Genomic DNA, 22,380 nt, shown 5'->3' on the forward strand with positions numbered 1-22,380 from the left:
CGCAACGCCGTGCCGACAGTACGTGGACCACCCACCACGGAGCGCCGTTCGCCCGATGCGACCCTCAGCGTCCACGCGCACCGCAGGCGGCCCGGTATCCGCCCTGTGTCGCGCCCCGCGTGCGTGGCGACGGCCGGGGTGAGCGCGGTCGGTTGAGTACGTGGACGCGCCTGGCCGAGTACGTCACCCCTGTGGGTGTGTTTCCTCGCCCGGGAGGGTGGGTGCATGACGACGAAGACATTGGGGCGGCGCGATTCGATGGGCGGGACGCGGGCACCGGAGGCGAGCGCCGGGGGCCGTGGCGTGCTGGTGGCGTCGTCGCTGGTGTTGTTGTGGGCGGCGACCGGGGTGTTGATGTTGTTCCTGCCGCTGGGGGCGATGGCGAGTGATCCGTGTGGTTCGGCGGCGGACGGTCTGATCTGCACGGCGAGGGGGCAGGCGTTGTGTTGGCGGATCCCGTGGTTCGGCGGGCCGGTCCTGGCCGTCGCCGGGACGGCGGCGATCCTCTCCCGGGTGCGGGCCCTGCGCCACGGCGCGGTCCTCGCGTGGGCCGTCGGCCTGGTCGTGATGGTGGTCGCGGTGGGGGAGATCGCGAACTCCTACCATCCGCGGTAGCCCGACGTTGGTCGGCGAGACGAGCGTCCCGGGAGCCGGCCCGGCAGGCCCGGATGGCGCGCCGGCATGTGTCGGCCGCGCTCGCCGCGGCGCGGCACGGGTACCACCGCGCGGGCCGAGATCGGCCCGACGCTCCCGGCCGCCGACGTCGACGCGAATGCTGCGCGTCCACGAGTGCGAAGGATCGCGCGCCGCGGCGACCGAACGCGCGGTGCGCCTGGTCGAGGAAGCCCTCGGCGCGGAGCGGTGGGAAGCCCGCCTCTGAACGAACCCTCGCACCGGGGCCCGGGCAACGGTGTGTTCACCCCTGAACGAACCCCGACACCCGGTGGTCGGTCGTGGTGTGTTCACCCCTGAACGAACCACCCCGGACGTGGGTGGGGGACAGGTGTGAGCGAGGCCCGATACGGATTCGACGCGGCGCGATTGCGCGCGGCCCGAACCGCCGCCGGCGCCTCGGTCGCCCGGATCGCGCGGGCCGCCGGGGTGACCGAGCGCGCGGTGAACCTGTACCTGGCCGGCACCCGCGTCCCCCGACCCGGGGTGCTCCCGCGGTTGGCCGCCGCCCAGGATACGCGGCGGCCCCGCGCGCAGCAGATACACCCGCCACAGCCCCGCGAGCCTCGCCAGTCGCAGCCCGCCGGCTATCGAGGAATCCAGCAGATAGTGCTGGAGGAGAGCGTTCTCCATCACCGTGCGGCTCAACGTCAACGGCGACCACACCGGCGCGGGCTTCCCGAGGACGTTCGTCTCCACGGCGCGCGTGGTCGAGCGCGTCTCACGCACCCACACCCGCCGGGCAATTTCGGCCGACCCGAAACGGCGCCGGTGCGCCGCCGGCGCAGCCGGTGCCGGAGTGCGGTGGGGAACGACGAAACCGGCCGAGGACGGCGCGGAACCGGTCGGCGTACGCCTCGCCCCCCTTGTCACACGTCAGCTGCGAACCCCGTTGCGCCAAACGCCCCTCGCGACGGCGGCAGCGACCGCACAATACGAGCGTGAGTCTGACCGGCGAACTGCGGCACACCGATTCCGACGTGGCACGATTCTTCACCGCACACCTGCCCGACGCGGCCCGCGCCGCCGCCGCACTGCGCCGCTGGGCCACGCACCTGCCCCCACCGATCCGACCGGCGGCCGGATGCACCACACCCGCCTGGACGCTCGGACACACGATCGACCACCGCATCCGCGTCACCCTCGGCACCCCCTACGGCGACCCCGTCCGCTACGGCATCAAACGCCACCACCCCGACACCCCCGCCACACGCGAGGCGATCCAACGAGCCGGGAGCCGACTCCTGGCCGAACTCGACCAGTTCACCGGCGCACCGCTGCTCCTGGACGGCGCGGACGGGGACCGGCTGATCCGGTTGTGCGTGATCGCCTCCTACTTCGAGCACGTGTACCGCTCGGGCGGGTGCGACCGCGGCGACCCCCTCGACCGGGCCGGCCCCGACACGACCCTGGACACCCTCCTGGCCGAGGTCACACCCCAGGCGGTCGACGACATCACCGCGCAACTGCGCCTGGCCGAACCCCGCGAGGCGTTGGGATGGCTGATCGGGCAACCCGTGGAGTGCGGGCCGGTGTTCGCCGGCAGCGCGCACATCGGCGGGGCCGACGCGGACCTGCTGTGCGCGGGCGAACTGATCGACTGCAAGGCGACGACACAACCCTCCCGGCTCGGCGCACGCGAGCTGTACCAACTCGCCGGATACCTCCTGCTCGACTTCGACGACCACCACCACATCCGCTTCCTGAGCCTGTACCTGTCCCGCCAGGGCGCCGCCCTGGGATGGCACGTCTCGGAATTCCTGCCCCTGCTCGGCGCCACCGCGACCCTGCGCGAACTGCGCACCGCCCTCCAGGACCTCCTCGTACCGCCCGGAGAACGCGTCGCCCCCGGCCCCGACCCCGCATGGGCCACACCCTGCCCGAAGTGCCGCGCCGCGCCGGAGACCGGATGCGTGACGCCCCGAGGGGTGCCGGCCCGCGCGACACACACCCCGCGCCTGACTGCGGCGATCTGACGCCGAGAGCCGTTCGCGAGCCGGTGCCGTCCTCGCCACCGGGGGGGTACGCCGAAGGGGAGTAGTCCGAAGCCCCGACGGCCGACAAGGGAGTTGGCCAACCACCGCTGTCGGTCACACGAGCCGGGTTGGCAACCTCGAACCATTCGAACTAATGTCCGAGTACAAGAGGCGGTTTTCGGACAGGGAGGTGGCTGAGGGCGGAGGTGTGCGATGGCCGACTTCACGCATCTGCACACCGCCTCGGGCTACTCCGCCCGGTACGGCGCCTCGCACCCGGAGGATTTGGCGGCGCGGGCCGCCGAGCGGGGCATGACGGCTCTCGCGTTGACGGACCGGGACACGGTCGCCGGGGCCGTCCGGTTCGCGAAGGCGTGCGCGACCCACGGGGTGCGCCCGATTTTCGGCGTCGACGTGGCCGTCGCCCCCACCGCGCCCCCAACGCCCCGGGCCGGGCGCCGCCGCACCCCTGCCCGCGGAGGCGCACACGTGGCCGAACCACCGCTGCGCGTGACTCTCCTCGCCCAAGCCAAGGCGGGCTGGTCGCGGCTGTGTCGTCTGGCCTCGGCGGCACACGCCACCGGTGGGACGCCCCCGCTGGAGTGGTCGGCGCTGCGCGAGCACGCCGGGCCCGGATTGACGGTGCTTCTCGGGCCGACATCGGAGCCGGTGCGCGCCCTGTCCGACGGCCGCCCGGACATCGCGGAGCGCCTGTTGACGCCGTGGCGTGAACTGTTCGGTGACGCCCTGCGCCTGGAGTGCGTGTATTACGGGCTCTCGGGCACCGGACCGGGTTCGCTGCGCCTGGCCGCCCGCACCCTGCACCTCGCCGACACGAACAACGTAGCGGCCGTGGTGACCAACGCCGTGCGCTACGCCGACCCGGACCTGCACAAGGTCGCCGACGTGCTGGACGCCGCCCGACTGCTGCGGCCGATCCGGTGGCATCGGGACTGGCTGGACTGCGGCGAGCGGTGGCTGAAGGACCCATCCGCGATGGCCGAGGCCGCGACCCGGATCGTGCACGCCGCGGGCTCCGGCCCCGGGCGGGCCGCAGGGTTGTTGGCCGAGACCGCGGACACCGCGGACGCGTGTCGGGTCGGCCCGGTGCGGGATCTGGGCGTGGGGAGTGTGCATCTGCCGGAGCCGGCCGTGGTCGGCGCGACGCCGACCTCGGTCGGACACGTCCTGCGCGAGCGGTGCGAGGCCGGAATGGCGCGCCGGGGCCTGGATCGTGATCGGGCGGCGATCGAGCGGCTGGATCGGGAACTCGAGGTGATCGGGCGGCTGGGCTGCGCCACGTACTTCCTGACCGTCGGGCAGGTGGTGGCGGACGTGCGGGCGTTGGGGATCAGGGTGGCGGCGCGCGGCTCGGGGGCGGGGTCGATGGTGTGCCACGCGCTGGACATCGCCACCGCCAACCCCCTGGAGCACGGCCTGTTGTTCGAGCGTTTCCTGTCCGAGCGGCGCTCGGCGCTGCCGGATGTGGACCTCGACGTGGAGTCCGCGCGCAGGTTGGAGGTGTACGACCGGATCTTCGAGCGCTTCGGTCCGGAGCGGGTCGCGGTCACCGCGATGCCGGAGACCTACCGGGCCCGGCACGCGCTGCGCGACACCGGGCTCGCGCTGGGCCTGGCCCCGGGCGACATCGACCGCATCGCCAAGTCCTTCCCGCACATCCGCGCCCGGGGCATTACCGCGGCGCTGGCGGAACTGCCCGAACTACGGCCCCTGGCGGCGGAAGCGGCCCGGTACGGGCCTCTGTTCGCCCTCGCCGAGCGCCTGGACGCGTTGCCGCGCGGGATGGCGATGCACCCGTGCGGGGTGATCATCACCGACGCCACCCTCCTCGACCGCCTCCCGGTGCAGCCCACCCCGGGCGGGAGCTATCCGATGGTCCAGGCCGCGAAGGAGGAAGTCGAAGCCCTGGGCCTCATCAAGCTGGACGTGCTGGGGGTGCGGATGCAGTCGGCGATGGCACACGCGGTGGCCGAGGTCGAACACGCCACCGGCCAACACATCGACCTCGACGACCCCGGCCAGGTGCCGCTCGACGACTTCTTCGCGTTCAAGCTCATCCAGGTATCCGACACCATCGGCATGTTCCAACTGGAATCCCCCGGCCAACAGGACCTGCTCGGCCGCCTTCAGCCGCGCGGCGTGCAGGACGTCATCGCGGACATCTCGCTGTTCCGCCCCGGGCCGGTCGCCGGCGGCATGCCCGAGCGCTACATCGCCGCCCGCCACGGCGCCGCCCTCACCTACCCCCACCCCGACCTGGAACCCGTCCTCGCCGACACCTACGGCGTCACGATCTGGCACGAACAGATCGGGCCTCCTGGTGACCATGACCGGCTGCGACCTGGCCCTGGCCGACGTCGCCCGCCGCGCCCTGGCCGACCGCGAACGCACGCCGCAGGTCCGCGCCTGGTTCCACGAACACGCCACCGCCCGCGGCTACGCGCCCGACGTGCGCGACGAGGTGTGGCGGGTGGTCGAGAGCTTCGGCGCCTATGGATTCTGCCGGGCGCACGCGGTGGCGTTCGCCGTCCCCGCGCTGCAGTCCGCCTGGCTCAAGGCGCATCATCCCGCCGCGTTGTACGCGGGCCTGCTCGAGCACGATCCGGGGATGTGGCCGCGCCGGGTGATCGTCGCCGACGCCCGCCGCCACGGCGTGCCGATCCTGCCCGTCGACGTCAACCGCTCCCACCCCCACCACACTCTCGAACAGGCCGCCAACGGAACGTGGGGTGTGCGTTTGGCCCTGTCGGCGGTGCGCGGCATCACCGACGAGGAATGCGCCCGCATCGCCGCCGGCCGCCCCTACACCTCCCTGACGGACCTGTGGCAACGCGCCCGCCCCAGCCTGCCCACCGCCGAACACCTCGCCCGCATCGGCGCCCTCGACGGCCTCCACAACGGACGCCTCACCCGCCGCGACCTGCTCCTGCAACTCCCCGAACTCCACCGCCGCACCCGCACGGCCGGCGACGGCCAACTCCCCCTCGCCGACAGCCGACTCGACGCCACCGCCCCCAGCGGCCTACCGGAGATGACCACCCGCGAGGCCGTCGGCGCGGAACTGCGCATCCTGGGCATCGACGTCACCCGCCCCCGCCACCTCATGGACCACCACCACCGACTCCTGCGCGAGATCGGCGCCGTCGACGCCCGCCACCTCGCCGACACACCCCCCGGCCGCACCGTCCTGGTCGCCGGCGTCCGCGCCTCCACCCAGACCCCGCCCATCGCCTCCGGCCGGCGCATCATCTTCGTCACCCTCGACGACGGCTCCGGACTCGTCGACGTCGCCTTCTTCGAGGACTCCCACTCCTGCGCGCACACCGTGTTCCACTCCGGCCTGCTGCTGATCCGCGGCAAGGTCCAGGTCCGCGGCCGCCGACGCACGATCGTCGCCGCCATGGCCTGGGACCTCGACGAGATCGCCGCCACCCGACGCGACCACGGCCCCCGGGCCGCGCTCGACCTGCTCGGCGCGCCCGCCCCGCACCCCACCCCGGCCCAACCGCGGCGCGTCCTGGTCCACGGCACCGGCGCCCGCCGGCACCCCTACGCCGACCTCCAACCCCCGGGGCAGCGTTCCGCGGACCTGAGCCGCTACGGGCACCGAAGCCGGGGGAGCGCCGGCTGAGCCCGACACGCGTTCGGGGCCGTCGAGATGGGGGCCACGTCAGGCTTCGACGAGGCACTCGTGCACGACCTGATCCGACGCCTGTCCGCGTCGCCCGAGATGTCCCAATGGTGGAGGCATCGCTTGAGGAAGGCGCTCGAAGGGACCGAAACAGGTCGAGCATGAAAGCGGGGCCGGGAACCCGAGGAAGCCACCCTCGTGATAACGCGAGCCTGAACGTGCGAGCGACATCCGAGGGCAGGATCGGACATCGAGGTGGGCGACTCCGTTGCCCGGGGTGCGTCTGTTCGGTGTGACGACGAGCACTGCCCCGGCGGTCACGAGGACACCGCAACGCCAGCGCTTCATTACGACGGCGAGCGGCCCCCCGTCACACCGCGACCCGTGACGCGGTCCCGGCGACAGCCCCGCCTCCGGCGCACACGTCCGGTCGAAGTTGCCGGAGACGGCGAACTCCCACGACGTCGTGTCACCCCCGTCCCGACACAACCGGCGCCGACGGAACGTGAACCCTCCACCCACGGCGGCGTCCGCTTGCTCGTCCGTTCGACCGCGGCATCACCGCGCCCGGGCGGCAACACCCCCGGGCGGTCGATGTGTGGCCGTGCGGGCGACGCGCGGCCGAAGCGGGACGGGATCCGAGGGATGCTCGTCCACGAGTCCGACGGCGCGGTGTGATCGGCGACTTCGCCCCGTCCGCCCCCCGGTGCCGTACCCGCCGGCGTGGGTGATGCCGTGTTCGACGTCGATTCGCGACCGCAGGGGCCCGGAAGTCGCGCCCGACGTCGCCCGGCCGGACGTGCCTGTCGTGGGGCGGGGGCGGGCCGTTCTCGGGAGGGGGTTCCTGGTGTCGGTGGTTGTTGGGAGGGTGTGCGCATGAGTGCGGCGACTGCGGCCGACTACGGCTGGATACGTTCCTCGTTCGTGTTCCCCCTGGGGATCGACGTCGGGTACTGCCTGACGCTGGTGCGGGGTGTCCCACCCGAGGAGGTGCTGCGGGTGATGGGTGCCGAGCCGCGCGGGGGGTGTCGGGGCGCGGAGGAACTCTTCGAGCGCCAGGAGGAGCTTTTCGCCGGATCCGACGAGTGGGACGAGTCCTTCCTCGCCGGCGTATGCGCGGTGCCGGGCGAGGGCGGGGACTGGACCCTCGTCCTGCACTTCGACGGAGGCATCGGCATGCAGCCGCGGTTCCTGGAGGCCCTGTCGGCGGGGTCGCGCGCGGTCACGCACGCCGGCAACGGGGGAAAGCCCATCCACACGTTCGAATGGTACGAAGACGGTGAACTGCGGGCCGGGTTCGAGTGGCCCACGGTCCGCCATGGCAGCGCCCCCGACGACCTGGTGCCGCTCATGCGCGAGGCCGGGTTCGACAGGGGGGAGGAGTCCGACGCCGACACGTACGACCGCAAAGCCGCGGTCCTGGCATTGGCCGAACGGCTGACCGGTGTGCGGCTGACCGAGGACCTGCTGGACACCTCCGCGTACCGGCTGGGGCATGTCCCGGAGGAACCCGCCGAGGATTGGACCGGCGTCGTGATCGACCTCACCGACGCGAACGGTGAGGGCTTGCATGAGGAAGTGACCCGCGAGCAGGTCGAGCACGCGATGGAGCACTGCCGGGCTCAGCGCGACGAGCCCCTCCGCCCGGACGAAACATAGGAAGCAGGCCGGACGCGTCGCGCGAGAAGCCCGCGACGCGTGTGATGGGTCCGCCACACGACCGGGCAGCGGCCCGTGGCGGGCCGGGGCATCGCACGGTCCGCCCTCCCCGCGAGGACGGGTGCGCGCGACCGTAGTGCGCTCGCCGTTCGGCGAACGCACGGCAGGATGTTCCTCGTCGGTGCCGTGGGGTTGTGTGGATGCGGGGGGTTCGGGTGACGCAGCGGTGGGACGACGGTGGGAGACGCATACCGGTCGACGATCGGTCGGGCAGGGGTGGTCAGCGGTTCTGGGACAACGCCCCGGCCGTGGTCACGTTGGTGGCCGCGTTGGTGGGTGCCGGGTTCTTCGGGGGTGTCAGGTGCAAAACGCCTCCGACGGCTCGGCGGCCCCGGCGGTCACGAGTACCGTGACGGTGACGGCGACAGTCACGGCGGGCGCCCTGCCGCCGGCGGCCGGCGGGGCACCCGCGACGAGTGCGGTGCCGTCGGGTCAGGGGGGCGCCCAGTGGAGCGGGGACGTCCTGTTGGGCGCGGTCGATCTCGACGCCGTTCCCGTTGTCCAGGTCGACCTGCTCGACCGGAACGCGCCGGCGAGCGACGTGAGAATCGGCGCGTCCTACGGGACTTACGTCGAGGTCTTCGTCGCGTCGAACAGCACGAACCTCGCCGTGGTGGCGCCGGGGCGGATGCCGGACGAGCGCGGTTGTCGCGACCTCCTGGGCCCCCAGGGCACGGCCGCGGCCAATCGGGTCGGGCGCGACAGCGTGTTGTGCGTGCGCACCGACAACAATCGTGTCGCCCGTATCGACACCGTTCGTTTCCCCACCGGCAAGGGCATCCTGGTCCACGTCACTGTGTGGCCGCTGCCGGGCTGAGGCATGGTGCCGTCGGAGGTTCTCGCCCTCGGCGACGGCCCATGGGTTCAGCGCATCCCGCGCCGTCGGCGGCGGCTTCGCGGCCCGGGTGATCTGCGGCGGCCCATGGAGGCGCCTCGCCGGAATGGTCACGAAGTTCGGGCGCGCACATGCCCGCCCGGGCGGGCATGTGCGAGGAGAAGCCGTCGCGGGTCACAGGCAGCTCCACGGGCGGTTGCCGCCTGCGCAGGTCGCGGGTGGTTGGGGGAACATCGGGGTGTGCGGCGGGGTGGGTTTCGGCTTGGTGCGTTCGGTCCGGTAGTGGATCGTCACGGATGCGCGGACGACGAACGGGTGCTCGGTGTAGGCATGTTGCCAACGCACGGGCTTGGCGTCCGGGCTGCTCCCGCTCCCTTCGAGCGGGCCGTATTGCTCGTCCGCCCCCGGCGGGGGCGTCGGGTCCGGGGGGCGCAGGTCCGGAACCGGTTGTGGCCGCGCCCAGGTCGCCGTGTCGGGCGTCGACCCGAGCCTTCGCGCCTCGCGCCCGAACTCGGCCGTCGACATCGTGGGATCGTCCGCACCGTAGAAGTACACGAGCGTGGAGGTGCAGACCACGCCCACCATGCCCGCCTGCGGCTTGATCCGTGGTGTAGTGTCGCGCCAACACCGGTCGAAGACGAAGCGCTCGAACTCCGCACTCGTCGGCCGGCCGAAGACCCGGAAAGGCTCCTCCACCTCGATCCGGGCACGCCGTTCCTCCGCGCGATGCCTCTCGTGCGCCTCCCTCTCCCTTTCGTCCGCCGCGAACTGCCGCTGACAGGCGTAGAGCCCGCCGAGGAAGGTCACGACCGCCAGGGTGATCACGGCCAGGACGAACCGGCCGAGCCACAACAGGCAACCACCCATCGGCCGCGTATCGGGACGCGAAGACATGCACCCATCGTGGCCCGCAACCGCGCCCGCATCGGTGGTCGTTGCGCACTCGCAACCCATCCGCCGCGCACATCCGCTTGGTGTGCCACGACGCGGCAAGCCCCCGTCCCGGCGCGTGACGCACGGCCGGGCCCGGCGGCCACGGTCGAGGCCGTTACCGACGACAACTCCATTACAGGCCGACGGCGTTGGTACAGAGCCGATGATCCTCCGCCCCCGGCACTCTCGGTATCGAGCCGGCCGGCACTCCGGTGTCCGCCGTTCGGGTCGAAGTCACCGGTTCGACAACGCTGCCCGGTTCCGGTCCGTATTCCACCGGCGTCCTCGACAAAGGCATCGCCCACTGACGACCCGAGCACACAAAAAGCAGGAGCCCGGCCACCGGCCGGACTCCTCAACACTGGTAGCGGGGGCAGGATTCGAACCATGCGACCTCTGGGTTATGAGCCCAGCGAGCTACCGAGCTGCTCCACCCCGCGTCGGTACGACCAGTCTACGGATTCCCGGCGATGAGCGCGTCCCCATTTTCTCCGTGCCGGGCCGTCGCCCCGGGCGGCCCACTACTGGTGCCCAATCCCCGAATTTGCAGATCGCCGGCCCGGGATGGCCATCGGACGGCGGATGCGCCTCGTTGCACAACGGCGACCAGGACGCGTGTTCGCGGCGCGTCCCACACACACGCTCCACCGGTTGGCGCAGGCGATCGACGACTCGAGGAGTTCGGCCACGCCGCGGTCGCGGGCAGGGAGGGGGTGATCCGGGGCGGCGAGGCCGACGGGTGGGCGTTCGCCGTCGAGGACGCCGGCAGCCGCGGTACACACCGCGACGTCCTCGCCGCCGTGTCGGCCGGCACGGTGGTCCTGAGCACCTTCGAGAACATCAACGCGCTCACGATGTTCCACTACGCGGAGTCCGGGGACGTGGTGTGCGGGTTCGACCGGCCCCGAGACCGCTGGGGCAGCGACCCGGATCGGCTGGTTCCCCACCTGACCCGCGCGGGCCTGCTGCTGTCCGACGGGACGCAACCCGACCTGGGCATCGACGAACGACAACGCCTCGTCCACCGCATGATGCACACCGAGTTCGGCACGACACTGCCCCGCGCAGACGCCGAGTTCGGCGAACTCCTCGCAGCGAAGTACCGAACCCCGACCCGGGAACCCAACCAGGTGCTGGGCCCCTCTCGGCCGGCAACGTACCGAGGAGCCGCAAACGCTCGTCCCCGCTGTGGACCCTCGGGCCACGACTCGGGATCGAGGATCGGCTCGAGGGTAGGGCAGCGGCCGGTCTGGGACGATCCCACCGCTTTCTCCGGATCGACGGGCTCGGTGGCGACGACGCACTTGCCCGCGGTTGTCGTCGAGGTCGAAGGCATACTCGTATTCGGGGCCCGGGGCGAGAGCTTCGCCCACCAGGGCGGTGTCGGGGGTGTCCTCGATGCCGTCCGCGCCGTGGCGGTGCTCGGTGGCGGTGCGGCCGGTCGCGACGAGGAGCGGACCGGCACGCGAACGCGTGCCCCTGTGCCCGGCCCGAGTCGAAGGGCGTGTTCACTCGGACGAACCAGCGTCGATCCCGCCCACCGAGCCGAGAAGTCGCGATCGGTTCGACGCGCCCGGCACCGGCAGGGGCGTGCTCCGCACCGGCCCTTCGGCATCGGCCCGAACGAACCTGAGCGCCCACCGATCCGCCTGCGCCAGCCGCGCCTCGCCGATGGTCAGGTGATGGCGCAGCGTGTGGCGAGTGCGCGGAGTTCGGGTGTGGTGCGCCCGCCGACGAGGAGTCCGGTGACGAGGGCGCGGACGGCGGGTCGGGTGTGGGTTTCCTCGGGGGAGCAGCGTTCGGCGTTCAGGAGTGCGTGCAGGCTTTGGTCGCGGCGTCCCCAGCGGGCGTAGGCGGTGGCGACGTCGGTGAAGTAGCGGCAGCGGCGCTCCACCGTGGGCAGGGCCGCGGGCGTGATGGTGCGGGCGGCGGCGACGGCCGCGCCGGGGTCACCTGCGGCGTTCTCGGCGGAGATCCGGTGGAGAGCGACGGTCGAGGTCCCGAAACCGCCGCCGTGGTCGCGGAGCATGACCCCGCCCAGGCGGACGGCGACGGCGGCCGCCTCGTCGGTGAGTTCACGCATCCCCTCGCGGTCCCCGGCCCGAGCGGCGGTGTACGCGGCGGACTGGAGGAGCAGTCCGCGTTCGGCGGCGAAGCGCGGGGACGGGCCGTGCAGGGTGGGGTGGTCGGCGGCGTCGAGCGCGATGCGCATGGCCTGTTCGTGCCATCCGGCCTTGCGGGCGAGGACGGCCAGGTTGCGGGCGGCCTCCGCCGCGACGAGAGGGCTGTTGCCTGCGTGGGCGGTGGTGCGGGCGCGGTCGGCGGCCATCCACCCCAACTGGACGTCGTCGAGCTTGATCAGCATGCGCGTGGTCAGCACGTAGACCTCCCCGAGCAGCGCCTGGTGCTCGGCGCTCGCGGTGGCGTCGGCCAGGGCGTGGCCGGCCGCGACCAGGCACGGCAGACGTTCCGCGAGCGCGCCGTAACGACCGGCGTGATAGTCGCCCATGGCCACCGCCAACGCGCCGCGCACCCGCGCCGTAGTGGTCGTCGGCGGCGCTGTGTCCAGGCCGAGCATCGCATCGCGCACCCGCGCGACCAGGACATCGCCCGACGCCGGCGTCCGCGCGCCTCCGGCCCCGACGAGAGGGAGGGAGGCGGTGGCCGCCAGGTTCGCCAACAGGCGTCGTCTGCGCACGTTCTCGCCCTCTCGTGGTTCCTCGCGCACCACAGTAGGACCCGGCAACCCAGGAAACGATCCACTCGCGGCCGGACGCGATCGCGGTAACGCCGGCGCGGGCGCGAGCCCGAAGTCCTCGACCGGCAACTCCAGCGCGTGGGCGAACCGCCGGATGACCGTGACGTCCGTCAACGGCGCGAGGCCGCGTTCGTACCGGGAGACCTGCGCGGCGGAGTATCCGGCACGCCGACCGAGTTCGGCCAGCGTCCACGCCCGGGCCAGCCGAGCCTGCCGTACCCGCGTGCCCGAACCCGGGCGCTGCCGCTGTTGCCTGACGGTGGCCACGAACGACCTCCTCGCCTGCCGGTGCAGGAACTCCCAGTGATAGCACCCGCACACCCCCACGATGAACCGCTTTGCACAACACGCAAAGGGTTTGCGCCATGCGTTCCCGGCCGGGACGCGACGACCCCATCCGGGGCGTGATGGCACCACGCGGTACCCACTCCCGGTCCGCGTCCGAGGCGGCCACCATGCCGTCCGGCCCCACCGCACGAGGAGCAACCGTGCGCACCCCGAACCCGCACCACCCCGACGAACGCCTCACCCCCGCGTACTACATCGACCCCCGCCGGACCACACACCGCTACATCGCCGACCTGCTGCCTCGCTGCGCCACCGTGTTCGACGTCAAGCCGGCTATTGCCGCCGACCTGGCCCACCTCACCGCCACGATCGCCGACACTGCCGACGTCCACCCCGACGCGCGCCTGACCGGAGCTATCCGCGTCGAGGACGGGGCAAGGATCGAGGCCGGCGCCACGATCACGGGTCCCGTGCTGATCTGCGCCGGCGCCGTGATCGGCTCCGGCGCGGTGATCCGCGACCACACCGTGATCGGCCCGGCTTGCCGGATCGCGGGCGGCGCGGAGATCACCCGCAGCCTCCTGGCCGGCCGAGTGCTGATGGTGCACCAGGCGTTCGTCGGGGACTCGATCCTGGGCCACGGCGTCAACGTCGGCGCGTTCTGCACCACCACCGGCATGCGCGTCACCGGCCCGGTGACCGAACCCGCCACCGACGAGATCACCCTCGTCCTCGACGACGAGCGCATCGGCACCGGCCAGACGAAGTTGGGCGCGGTGATCGGCGACGACGTCGCCCTCCCCGCCGCAACCGTTCTCAGCCCCGCCACTCTCATCGGCCCCGGCACGGTGATCTTCCCCCGTAACCACGTCGGCGGCGTCCTGCCGCGGGCACCCGAATCAGGTGACCTTATGATCACAACACGCCCCATCACCACGGCGACCCAAACCACGGACGTCCTGCGGATCACCGGCGGCACCCCGCTCACCGGCACCGCCACTATCCAGGGCGGCAAGAACATCGCCCCCGTCGAGCGCGGCTCCCGCCGGCGAGCCGCGCTCGGCTCGGCCGACTCGCCTTCCACGGGCGTCGAGTCGCACCTTCGGAGGCAGCGGCCGTCCGAGGGCGGGCCTGGCCGTCGTCGACCACGAACTGCACCGGGGCCGCCCGGGGTTCCCGTCGGGTGCGGCGCACCGGGTGTACCTCCGACCGGTGACCGGGCGGACGGATGAAACGGCTGCCGCACGGTCACCGGCGGGGAAATCGGTGACCCGGGCGGTGCGACGGCCGACGAGCGGGAGCCGTGGTGGCGTCGCGCGAACTTGTCCGTGGCCGTGCGGCCTTCGTCGCGGGTGTGCTGTGACGTCCAGCGCCTGATGGAGTGTGCAGAGCCGGTGATCAGCTCGTGAAGAGGGTGACCGCGAGGGGATTGTCGACGACCCGGTAGAAGAAGGCACCGTGCTCGTCCGTGTGCGTCGCCTTCGGCCAGGTCTGGGCTTCGAACTTCTCGAGGACCTCGGGGCCGCCGGATGCCATGACTCGGGTACGGTCCCCGGCCCACACCACGACGAAGTGCACCGTGCCGCACTCACACGTCGAGCAGAACGCCAACTCCCGCATCGATTCGATGGCCGTGGCGTCCAGGGTCTCCGGGTACTGGACGACATGGTCTTGGTCGCACGCGCGTACCGTCGCAAGTCCTGCCATGCCACGGATCGTACGACCTGCGCATCCGGCGCGTGTCCAACCGTCGGGGAAGGTGCAGGAGTTGCGCCCGCCACCCGAATCGCGAGCCTGTCGGTCCGCTGCGATTGCCGCCGCCGAGCGGAAGGCATCCGTGGGCACGACACGCTCCACCCAGTCCCGAAGGGCCATCTCCAAGTGCGGGGGGACACCGTCGTACACGGTCTCGTCGGCGGGAAGGGCCGCTTCACGGCGGGACAGAGGCTGCCACTGATCACTCGTCACAGCCCGGACCGTACGGCCGTTGGCCGACATCGGCGGTGTCCGGCGCTGGCGCCGAACACCCGTGGAGAGTCGGGGTTGCGTGGCCTGTTCCGGGCCGACGAACACGGCCTCGCCGAAGCCGGGTTCACAGGCCCCGCTCGGCGCTCCTGCGATGTCCCGGGATCGTCTCCGAGGGCGTGGCCCGGCCGCCGTGTGTGCGGCGGCCGGGCCACGGTGTCATCGGCCGATCGGGGTGCGGGCCGTTCGTGTCGGGCGGGTACGGGTCGTCACACGCATGCGTGGTCGCGGTCTCGAAGGCCCTGGGTGTGGATCCGGTACACGCCTTCGCCGATGACGTGGGAGCACTCGCGGACGGCGTCGCGGGCTGTGGGGTGCCATCGTGTGGCGTCGGTCCACACGACGTTCTCCAAGACCTCCAGGTCCGGGAACACCATTGCGGACAGGTCCGCGTCGGAGACGTCCACGGTCTCCCGCAGCATGAGGTACATCCGTCGTTCGGTCGTGCTCATCGCCATGTAGGCGGCGCTGTGCAGCCGGTCGAAGTCCGCCCTCGACACGGCCGGGGCGGTGTCGTCCCCGACGGGGCGGACCATGGGCGTTTCCGGTCGGGGCGCCGGTTTCGTCAGATCGTCGAACAGGTCCCGCGACCACGCGAGGATGTCGTGAAGGTCCGCCTCGCCGTGGGGAACGTCCATCCGCAGGGCGAGGGTCCACAGGGCGTCGAGTTCGCTGGCGCATTCCCCTACGGCCCGCTCGACGTCCGTCTCGGCGTCGAATCGCCTCTCCAGGTCCTCCAGTCGCGTGAGATACGCGTCGACCAGCTTCTCCATCCGGCAGGCGATGCGGCGGTTCTCGAGCGCCTCGGCCCACGTGGGCATGCGTCGGGCGGCGTCCTCGCGACCGGCTTTCGCGATGTTCGGTGTCTCGTCCAGGAGGGCGAGCAGGACGGTGGTGGGATCGACGCGTGAACGTGCGTATGTCAGGAGTTCGGCGTCCGCACGCGCCAGCAGGGTGTCGAGGGTGTCGTCGTCGAGCCCGTGGGTGTCGATGGTCACGAGGTCCTCCCGTCGTCCGGTCCGGCCTGGGCGGCGAGTTGCCGGCGCAGGAGTTTTCGGGCCTGCTTGAGCAGGTCCCGGGCCCGTTGGTCGCTCACGCCCAGGATCGCTCCCGTCTCGGCCGAGATCTCTCGGCCAACGTGCTGTTCAATCGGTTTGAGCGCACCGGGATGCAACTCATGGGCGAAGCCGAGGAGACGCTCCCGGGATGGGCGTGGGCCGGGGTTCAATGCATCGCGGCGAGGAGTTCGCCGTGCTCGACGTCCTCGCGGGGCAGGGTCGTGCCGAACTCGGTGTGCATCATGCGGTGGGTGAGGCGTTGTCGTTCGTCGATGCCGTGGTCGGATTGGGTTCCGTCGGGGAGCAGCAGGCCCGCGCGGGTCAGGTGCGGTACCAGCCGATTGGGGTCGGAGCCCCGGCGGTCGCGGGGCCGGTCGAATCCGCACACCACGTCCCCGGATTGCGCGTAGTGGAACATCGTGAGCGCGTTGATGTTCTCGAAGGTGCTCAGGGCCACCGTGCCGGCCGACACGGCGGCGAGGACGTCGTGGTGGGTGCCGCGGGTGCCGGCGTCCTCGACGGCGAAGGCCCACCCGTCGGCCTCGCCGGCCCGGATCACCCTCTCCTTGTCCGCGACCGCCCGGTGGCCGAACTCCTCGGCGACGTCCTCGATCCAGTGGTTCGCGTCGATCACGCTCTTGCGGGCCGTGCGCGTCACGTCGCAGCCCATGCGCCGCAGCAGCTCCGTCGCCGACAGCCTGCGTGCGAAGGTCACGCAGTAGCCGAACTCGGTGAAGTAGGAGTCCTGCAGCCACTCGACGGTGTCGCTACTCACGGCTCGGCTCCTTGGCATGGTTCGACCGTCGCGGGACTCGGGACGCTACCCGAGCGAGCCGACACGACCCTTCTCCCTCCCGACGGCCAAGGTGCACGATGGTCGGCGGGTCGGCGGGTCCGCGTCATGCGCCCGTGGCGGAGGCGGCGAGTCGGTGTGTGGTGACCCGGTGCCATCCGCGCAGTGTTCCGTCGACGTCGCGGTTGAGGTCGGTGATTTCGCGGGCGGTGGTGTCGGCCCCTACCGGGTGCAGTTGCGCGACCAGTGCCCCAACCGGCCCGGCCACGCCGCCTATACCCCGCCCGGCTGGACCGACCACGCACGCATCTCTGCACCGGCGCTGACGCTGGGGGAGGTCACCGGCGGGGCGTACGACGCACGCGAGTTCGCCGTCGGCCTGGCCGTCCCCGACTGCGCCAAGTCCATCGCCCCGAGCACTGACGCGACCATGGTGTGGCTCTACAGCCTGCCCGCCCGTGGCGCGGCCGCCGAAGCCACCGGGCTGTCGGTCGCGGCCGCGACCTTCCACCACGACGCCCGACAGGCCTCGGCGGTCTGGCAGGCCGGTCCGCGCGCGCTGTGGGGCGAAGTCGAAGCCGCGCACACGTGGTGGGCGGCCCTGGGCAAGCCGGAGGTCTACGACTTCGGACTGATCGTCACCGTTGCCCAGGACGGCACCATCCACCACACGCCCTGGTACGACACCCCTGATCTGCCGGTGCTGTGGTGCACGCCAGTCCAGGTTTGAATTTTGGACAAGACGTCCTCGCAGGTGGCGTCCGAGCCCCCGCTGCGGGCGACCTTGCTCGCGCAGGACAAGCGGGGCTGGTCGCCCCGCATGTCCCGCGTTCCGCCCGGTGTCGATCTCGACGCGCTTTCCGTCACCGCCCGCCGCGTCCTCCTGGACGCCCTCGACGCTCTCGAGGAGCACCGTCACGCGCTGATCATCGTCGGCGCCCAGGCCGTCCACCTGCGCGCCCAGGCGGACCCGCTACCGGGCGCGACCACACCTCCGACGGCGATCTCGGTCTGGACCCGCGCGGCCTCGCCGACGACCCGAAACTCGAAGAAGCCATGTGCAAGGCCGGCTTCGAGCTGAAGACCAAAGGCCTCCACGGGACCCGCCGCCGGCCCGGGATCTGGGAACGCACCGAACTCGTCGCCGGCGTCCCGGCACCGGTCTGCGTGGACCTTCTCGTCCCGGCCGGCCTCGCCGGCCGCAAAGGCAACGGCGCCAACGTCGCCGGCCACGGCCGCTGGGCGGCCCACCAAGTCTCCGGCCTGGAACCGGTCCTCGTCGACAACGACCCGATGACCGTCACCAGCCACACCCCCGACACCGACCCCCGCCGCATCCCGGTCAAGGTCGCCGGCCCCGCCGCCGTGCTCTGCTCCAAGGCCACCAAGATCGCCGAACGCCTCGCCACCCCCGACCGGCTCCGCGACAAGGACGCCGGCGACATCCTCCAACTCATGGTCGCCACCGACCCCGACGACGCGGCCGCCCGCTGCAAGCGCATCCTGGACCACCCCGACAGCGCCGATGCCGCCCGCACCGGACTGGCCCACCTGCGCACCCTGTTCGCGGCCCCCCGCAGCCCCGGAGTGGACATGGCCGTCGCCGCACTCGCCGGCTCCATGCCCGCCGCGCGCATCCGCGCCACGGCCACCACCTTCACCGCCGAACTCCCCACCCCGGGCTGAACCGGCCCGGCCACAGAAAGCGGGCTGCGACGTGCGCCGTCCACCTCACCGCTTCGCCAGCGCCGCAGGCTCTCACCACATGGTCGCGCGACGTTCGCCATGGCTGCTGATCGGGGAGTCCTCCCTGCGTCGTCCTCGAATCGCGCGACGACCAAGCCGGCCGCAGCCTGCCCGGCGTAACGGAGCCTGTCCTGCAATCGGTGACGACCGGTCGGGCGGCGTCCGGTTTGTCGTCTGGACGTGATCGTTTGCTGCGGTGGAGACTCGAGCCATGGCCAAGGGTTCCCACGATGCCGCCCCCAATGCCGTCGGCTACCAGCATCAGACCTGGTGGGCGCTGGTCGAATTGCTGCGGGCCGGTCCGCAGCGACCCGACTCGGCTCTCACCCTGGAGTTGTACGACGACATCGCCTGGGACCGGGCGGGAACCCCGACCGAACTGCTGCAGGTCAAGCACCACCAGATGAGCACTCGCCGGCTCACCGACCGGGCCATGGACGTGTGGAAGACGATCCAGGTGTGGCTGGACACGGCCAATCCCGGCGACCCGAACGGCCCCGATCTAATCCTGGTCACCACGCAAGTCGCCGCCACCGGAAGCGCGATGTCGCTCTTGCGTTCGGTGGGCCGCGACGAGGTGCAGGCCCTGAGGATTCTGGAGGAGACGGCCGACGAGGAGGGGGCCAAGGACACGCGGGACACCCGCCGCCAATTCCTCGCTCTGGCCCCGTCGGAGCGCCGGACCCTGCTGCATCGCATCCGGGTGGCCGACGGATCGCCGCACGCCGAGGACGTGCACCAGGCGGTGCGTGCGGCGCTGCAGTGGACTCTGCCCACCGGCCACGAGGAGATGTTCCTCGCGATGGTGTGGAAGTGGTGGGACGAGCAGTCCCTGGCGCTGCTGCAAGGCCGCCTGGGCGGCCTGGACGTGGGTGCCGCACAGGCGGCCATCGCCGAGATCCGTGACCGGTTCACCCGCGAGAACGTGCCCACCCTCGTCCACCTCGCCGACGTCGACGAGGACTCGATCGGCGCCCGGTACCGCGGCCGACCGTTCGTCCAGCAGATGGAGTGGGTGGCCTACCCCCCACGGAACCTGCAGAAGGCGATCGTCGACTACTACCGCGCATACACCCAGGCCGTGCAATGGGTCGACGAGGACCTCATCGGGGTCTCCGAACTGGGCCGCTTCGAAGCCGAGTTGATCGACGAGTGGGAGCGCGAGTTCGAGTGGATGCTCGACGGCCTGGACTCCGACACCGACGAGAAGGCCAAGCAGGACGCCGGCAAGGCGCTCCTGCGTACTCTGCTCGCGCAGACGGGGATCACTGTGCGATCCCGCTACAACGACCCGTTCTTCGCCCGCGGCCACCGGCACGCGCTGGCGGACTCCGGCAGGATCGGCTGGCATGCCGACTTCAAGGACCGGATCGCACAACTGCTGCACGTCCATGCCTGAACGCCGCCCGGACCACGAGGAGACATCGTGACGACGTGGAACGAGCGGCCGTCCGTCGTCGCGACGATGCTCAACCCCGCGCTCATCGCCGCAGTGCTTGCCACCACAGCCGACGGACACGCGAAAGAGGCCGGCACGGGCGTGCCGTGGGTACTGTCGTTCGTCGCCGCGCCGATGGTGCTGCACCGCGGCACCCGCGAAGCACTGCCGGCGTCCACCGCGACCCACCTGGCCACCTGGGTGTCGCGGAACCCGGTACTGCGTGCAGGCCTGCCCCAACGCGCGGTCGGTTTGGTCGAACCCGTGCGCGCCGGCCTGCGCTTCGGCCTCGCCCACGAAATCCTCAGCCTGCAGGAGGACCGGCTCGCCGCCGTTCCCCGCCGACGACCCAAGGGCTTTCGCAGCCCCCGAGAGCTGGATCTGATCCTGCGCAAGGCCAACCTGGTCGGCCGCTGGCTCTCGAAGACCGACAGCCCCGCAACTGTCCTCGCGCTGCTGGGCGTGGCACCCTGATCCGGTGCAGCTGCTCGCGATCATCCTCTACAGCACCACGGGCGCCCAGCGGGTCCTGGAGTTCAAGCCGGGTTCGCTCAACGTGGTCACCGGCGAGTCCAAGACCGGCAAGAGCGCCCTCCTGGACATCCTGGAGTACTGCCTGGGCCGCGACAGCCTTCAGATGCCCATCGGCCCGATCACCCGGACCGTCGCCTGGTACGCGGCCGTGCTCGACCTCAACGGCGGGCAGGCCTTCGTCGCACGCCCCGCGCCTCTTCCCGGCAAGAGCTCGACCCAGCGGGCAATGCTCCGCTTCGGCTCGAACCTGGCGCCCCTCCCTTACACCGAACTCGAGGCCAACCTGGACTCCGACGCGGTCCGAGAGCAACTCGGCCGCAGAATCGGTATCGAGGAGAACCTGCACGAGCCCCCGGCCGGGTCGGCGCGCCACAACGTCGAGGCCCACCTCGGTCACGCCACGATGCTGTGCCTTCAGCGGCAGAGCGAGATCGCCGACCGAAACCTCTTGTTCCACCGACAGGGTGAGCAGGGCATGGCGCAAACCCTCAAGGACACCATCCCCTACTTCCTCGGCGCCGTTCCCCGCGACCAGGCCCTGCGACGCGCCCAACTGAGCGCCGCCAAACGAGAACTGAAGAACGCCGAGACCGCCTACCGGCGCGCGATGGACGCAGACAAACAGTCGGGCGTAACCCTGTCGGTGCTCTGGCGCGAGGCCTACGCGCTCGGCCTCGTCGACAGGTTGGAGGAGCCGGACAGGCCCACCGCCGTCGCAGCCTTACAGGCTGCCATCGTCCCCACCACGCCCACCTCCGACGTCGGCTCCGACCGCGAAACCGCCACCCGCAACCACGAGCTGGAGCAGCGGCGCGACTCCCTGCGCAATCAACTCAGGGCCACCGCAGCCGAACGCGAGATCCTCCTCCAACAGGAATCCAGCGAAGTCGGCTACGAAGGCGCAGTCCGTACCCAGGCCGCGCGCCTGACCAGCCTGAACCTGCTCGCACTCACCCCCGACGGCAACGACGCCACCACCACATGCGCGCTCTGCGGCAACCAACTCACCCACCCCGACCCCTCAGTCACCGAACTCGACCAGAGCCTGCGCCACCTGAGCGATCAACTACAGGCCATCGACGCCGCGCGCCCGGCGCGCCGCTCCGCCCTCACCGCCCTGGACGAACGCAGCACCACCCTGCGCACCGAACTCCGCGACGTCGAGGCAGCGCTGCGCGCCATCACAGCGGCGACCACCGCAGGCGACCAGCTTCCGCAGGACTCGCGCCACGACTTCACCCGCGGCCGCATCCACGCCACCCTCGCCACGCTTCCCTCGACAGCGAAGGCGGAACTGCATCGCCTGGGGCAACTGTTCGAGTTCGCGCTCGGCCACGTCCGCACACTGGAGGCCGAACTCGACCCCGCAGAAGAGCGCGAACAGGTGACCTCACGCCTGGTCGCCATCAGTCAGGACATGACCGCGTGGTCCAACCGGCTGGAACTCGAGCACGGCGACAGCAGCGTGCGCCTGGACCTCAGCCGCCTCACGGTGGTCGCCGACACCGAACAAGGGCCGGCGCCCCTCTTCCGCATCGGCAGCGGGGAAAACTGGGTCGGCTACCACCTGGTTGCCCACCTCGCCTTGCACCGCTACTTCGTCCGCCAACACCGCCCGGTCCCACGGATCCTGATGCTCGACCAGCCCACCCAGGTCTGGTACCGCTCCGAAGTCGACCAGCGCTCCGGCGCCCCCAGCGACGACACCGACCGCGAAGCAGTCAGCAGACTCTTCCGCCTCATCCACGATGTCGCCCGTGAACTCGCCCCCGACATGCAGATCATCGTCTGCGACCACGCCAACCTGGCCGAAGACTGGTTCCAAGAATCCGTCGTCCACAACTGGCGCCATGGCGAGAAGCTGATCCCCCAGGAATGGATCGACGAAGCCGCCCGCAACGGCTAGGACCCGTCCGGTCGATGTGACAAATTCGGGCCCGAATCCTTGGTGGG

At 71.5% G+C, this 22,380-nt stretch carries 17 protein-coding genes, 1 tRNA gene and 2 pseudogenes; 14 read left to right on the forward strand and 6 right to left on the reverse strand.

Translation table 11 applies throughout. From position 1 onward, the window contains the following. The first annotated feature begins 225 nt into the window (after positions 1-225). From ACZOOI_RS45280 to ACZOOI_RS45305, 6 genes and pseudogenes are all read left to right on the forward strand, one after another. Positions 226-615, forward strand: coding sequence for a hypothetical protein (locus ACZOOI_RS45280; RefSeq protein ID WP_465282648.1), 390 nt, complete (start codon positions 226-228; stop codon positions 613-615). 390 nt (positions 616-1,005) lie between these two features. After that, positions 1,006-1,617 carry a helix-turn-helix domain-containing protein gene (locus ACZOOI_RS45285; RefSeq protein WP_465282649.1) on the forward strand — a complete coding sequence of 204 codons (612 nt, stop codon included), beginning with the start codon at positions 1,006-1,008 and terminating at the stop codon, positions 1,615-1,617. Further along, entirely contained in the window at positions 1,614-2,648 is a 1,035-nt protein-coding gene (locus tag ACZOOI_RS45290; RefSeq protein ID WP_465282650.1) for a zinc finger domain-containing protein, read from the forward strand. Before ACZOOI_RS45285 ends, ACZOOI_RS45290 begins: the two co-directional genes overlap by 4 nt. Positions 2,649-2,861: 213 nt before the next feature. Then, positions 2,862-6,300 (forward strand): annotated as a pseudogene (locus ACZOOI_RS45295) (DNA polymerase III subunit alpha). Positions 6,301-7,176: 876 nt separating this feature from the next. Beyond that, positions 7,177-7,959 (forward strand): DUF6461 domain-containing protein, encoded by a 783-nt coding sequence (locus tag ACZOOI_RS45300; protein WP_465282651.1) that lies wholly within the window; start codon positions 7,177-7,179, stop codon positions 7,957-7,959. Positions 7,960-8,374: 415 nt separating this feature from the next. Next, positions 8,375-8,836 carry a hypothetical protein gene (locus tag ACZOOI_RS45305; protein ID WP_465282652.1) on the forward strand — a complete coding sequence of 154 codons (462 nt, stop codon included), beginning with the start codon at positions 8,375-8,377 and terminating at the stop codon, positions 8,834-8,836. 192 nt (positions 8,837-9,028) lie between these two features. Here ACZOOI_RS45305 and ACZOOI_RS45310 read toward each other — a convergent pair whose 3' ends face one another. Next, entirely contained in the window at positions 9,029-9,748 is a 720-nt protein-coding gene (locus ACZOOI_RS45310) for a hypothetical protein (RefSeq protein WP_465282653.1), read from the reverse strand. A 401-nt stretch (positions 9,749-10,149) separates the two neighbouring features. Beyond that, positions 10,150-10,227: transfer RNA gene (locus ACZOOI_RS45315), tRNA-Met, on the reverse strand. Between the two features lie 30 nt (positions 10,228-10,257). Here ACZOOI_RS45315 and ACZOOI_RS45320 point away from each other — a divergent pair. Beyond that, positions 10,258-10,761 (forward strand): annotated as a pseudogene (locus ACZOOI_RS45320) (DUF6461 domain-containing protein); the annotation flags it as partial. 701 nt (positions 10,762-11,462) lie between these two features. On the opposite strand, the gene ACZOOI_RS45325 reads toward ACZOOI_RS45320, so the two are convergent. Then, a complete protein-coding gene (locus ACZOOI_RS45325) occupies positions 11,463-12,812 on the reverse strand; it encodes a helix-turn-helix domain-containing protein (protein WP_465282654.1) in 1,350 nt (449 codons plus the stop codon). Between the two features lie 221 nt (positions 12,813-13,033). Here ACZOOI_RS45325 and ACZOOI_RS45330 point away from each other — a divergent pair, with 221 nt between their 5' ends. Beyond that, positions 13,034-14,065, forward strand: coding sequence for an LbetaH domain-containing protein (locus ACZOOI_RS45330; protein ID WP_465282655.1), 1,032 nt, complete (start codon positions 13,034-13,036; stop codon positions 14,063-14,065). A 166-nt stretch (positions 14,066-14,231) separates the two neighbouring features. Here the strand turns inward: ACZOOI_RS45330 and ACZOOI_RS45335 are convergent, their stop codons facing one another. From ACZOOI_RS45335 to ACZOOI_RS45345, 3 genes are all read right to left on the reverse strand, one after another. Next, positions 14,232-14,540, reverse strand: coding sequence for a hypothetical protein (locus ACZOOI_RS45335; protein WP_465282656.1), 309 nt, complete (start codon positions 14,538-14,540; stop codon positions 14,232-14,234). Between the two features lie 527 nt (positions 14,541-15,067). After that, positions 15,068-15,856 (reverse strand): hypothetical protein, encoded by a 789-nt coding sequence (locus ACZOOI_RS45340; protein ID WP_465282657.1) that lies wholly within the window; start codon positions 15,854-15,856, stop codon positions 15,068-15,070. A 226-nt stretch (positions 15,857-16,082) separates the two neighbouring features. Further along, positions 16,083-16,691 carry a DUF6461 domain-containing protein gene (locus ACZOOI_RS45345; RefSeq protein ID WP_465282658.1) on the reverse strand — a complete coding sequence of 203 codons (609 nt, stop codon included), beginning with the start codon at positions 16,689-16,691 and terminating at the stop codon, positions 16,083-16,085. A 169-nt stretch (positions 16,692-16,860) separates the two neighbouring features. On the opposite strand from ACZOOI_RS45345, the gene ACZOOI_RS45350 reads away from it, so the two are divergent. The 6 genes from ACZOOI_RS45350 (at position 16,861) to ACZOOI_RS45375 (ending at position 22,333) form a co-directional block, all read left to right on the forward strand. After that, complete coding sequence (locus tag ACZOOI_RS45350; RefSeq protein ID WP_465282659.1) at positions 16,861-17,439, forward strand: hypothetical protein; 579 nt, start codon at positions 16,861-16,863, stop codon at positions 17,437-17,439. A gap of 3 nt (positions 17,440-17,442) precedes the next feature. Beyond that, positions 17,443-17,790 carry a hypothetical protein gene (locus ACZOOI_RS45355; RefSeq protein ID WP_465282660.1) on the forward strand — a complete coding sequence of 116 codons (348 nt, stop codon included), beginning with the start codon at positions 17,443-17,445 and terminating at the stop codon, positions 17,788-17,790. After that, on the forward strand, positions 17,766-18,395 hold the full coding sequence (locus ACZOOI_RS45360; protein WP_465282661.1) for a hypothetical protein: 630 nt from the start codon (positions 17,766-17,768) through the stop codon (positions 18,393-18,395). Before ACZOOI_RS45355 ends, ACZOOI_RS45360 begins: the two co-directional genes overlap by 25 nt. A gap of 271 nt (positions 18,396-18,666) precedes the next feature. Then, positions 18,667-19,854: an ABC-three component system protein gene (locus tag ACZOOI_RS45365; protein WP_465282662.1), complete on the forward strand. Its 1,188-nt coding sequence runs from the start codon at positions 18,667-18,669 to the stop codon at positions 19,852-19,854. Positions 19,855-19,881: 27 nt separating this feature from the next. Next, positions 19,882-20,367 carry a three component ABC system middle component gene (locus ACZOOI_RS45370; RefSeq protein ID WP_465282663.1) on the forward strand — a complete coding sequence of 162 codons (486 nt, stop codon included), beginning with the start codon at positions 19,882-19,884 and terminating at the stop codon, positions 20,365-20,367. 4 nt (positions 20,368-20,371) lie between these two features. Further along, positions 20,372-22,333 (forward strand): DUF3732 domain-containing protein, encoded by a 1,962-nt coding sequence (locus tag ACZOOI_RS45375; RefSeq protein ID WP_465282664.1) that lies wholly within the window; start codon positions 20,372-20,374, stop codon positions 22,331-22,333. The last annotated feature ends 47 nt before the right edge of the window (positions 22,334-22,380 follow it).

It is taken from the genome of Embleya sp. L77 (assembly GCF_055557415.1).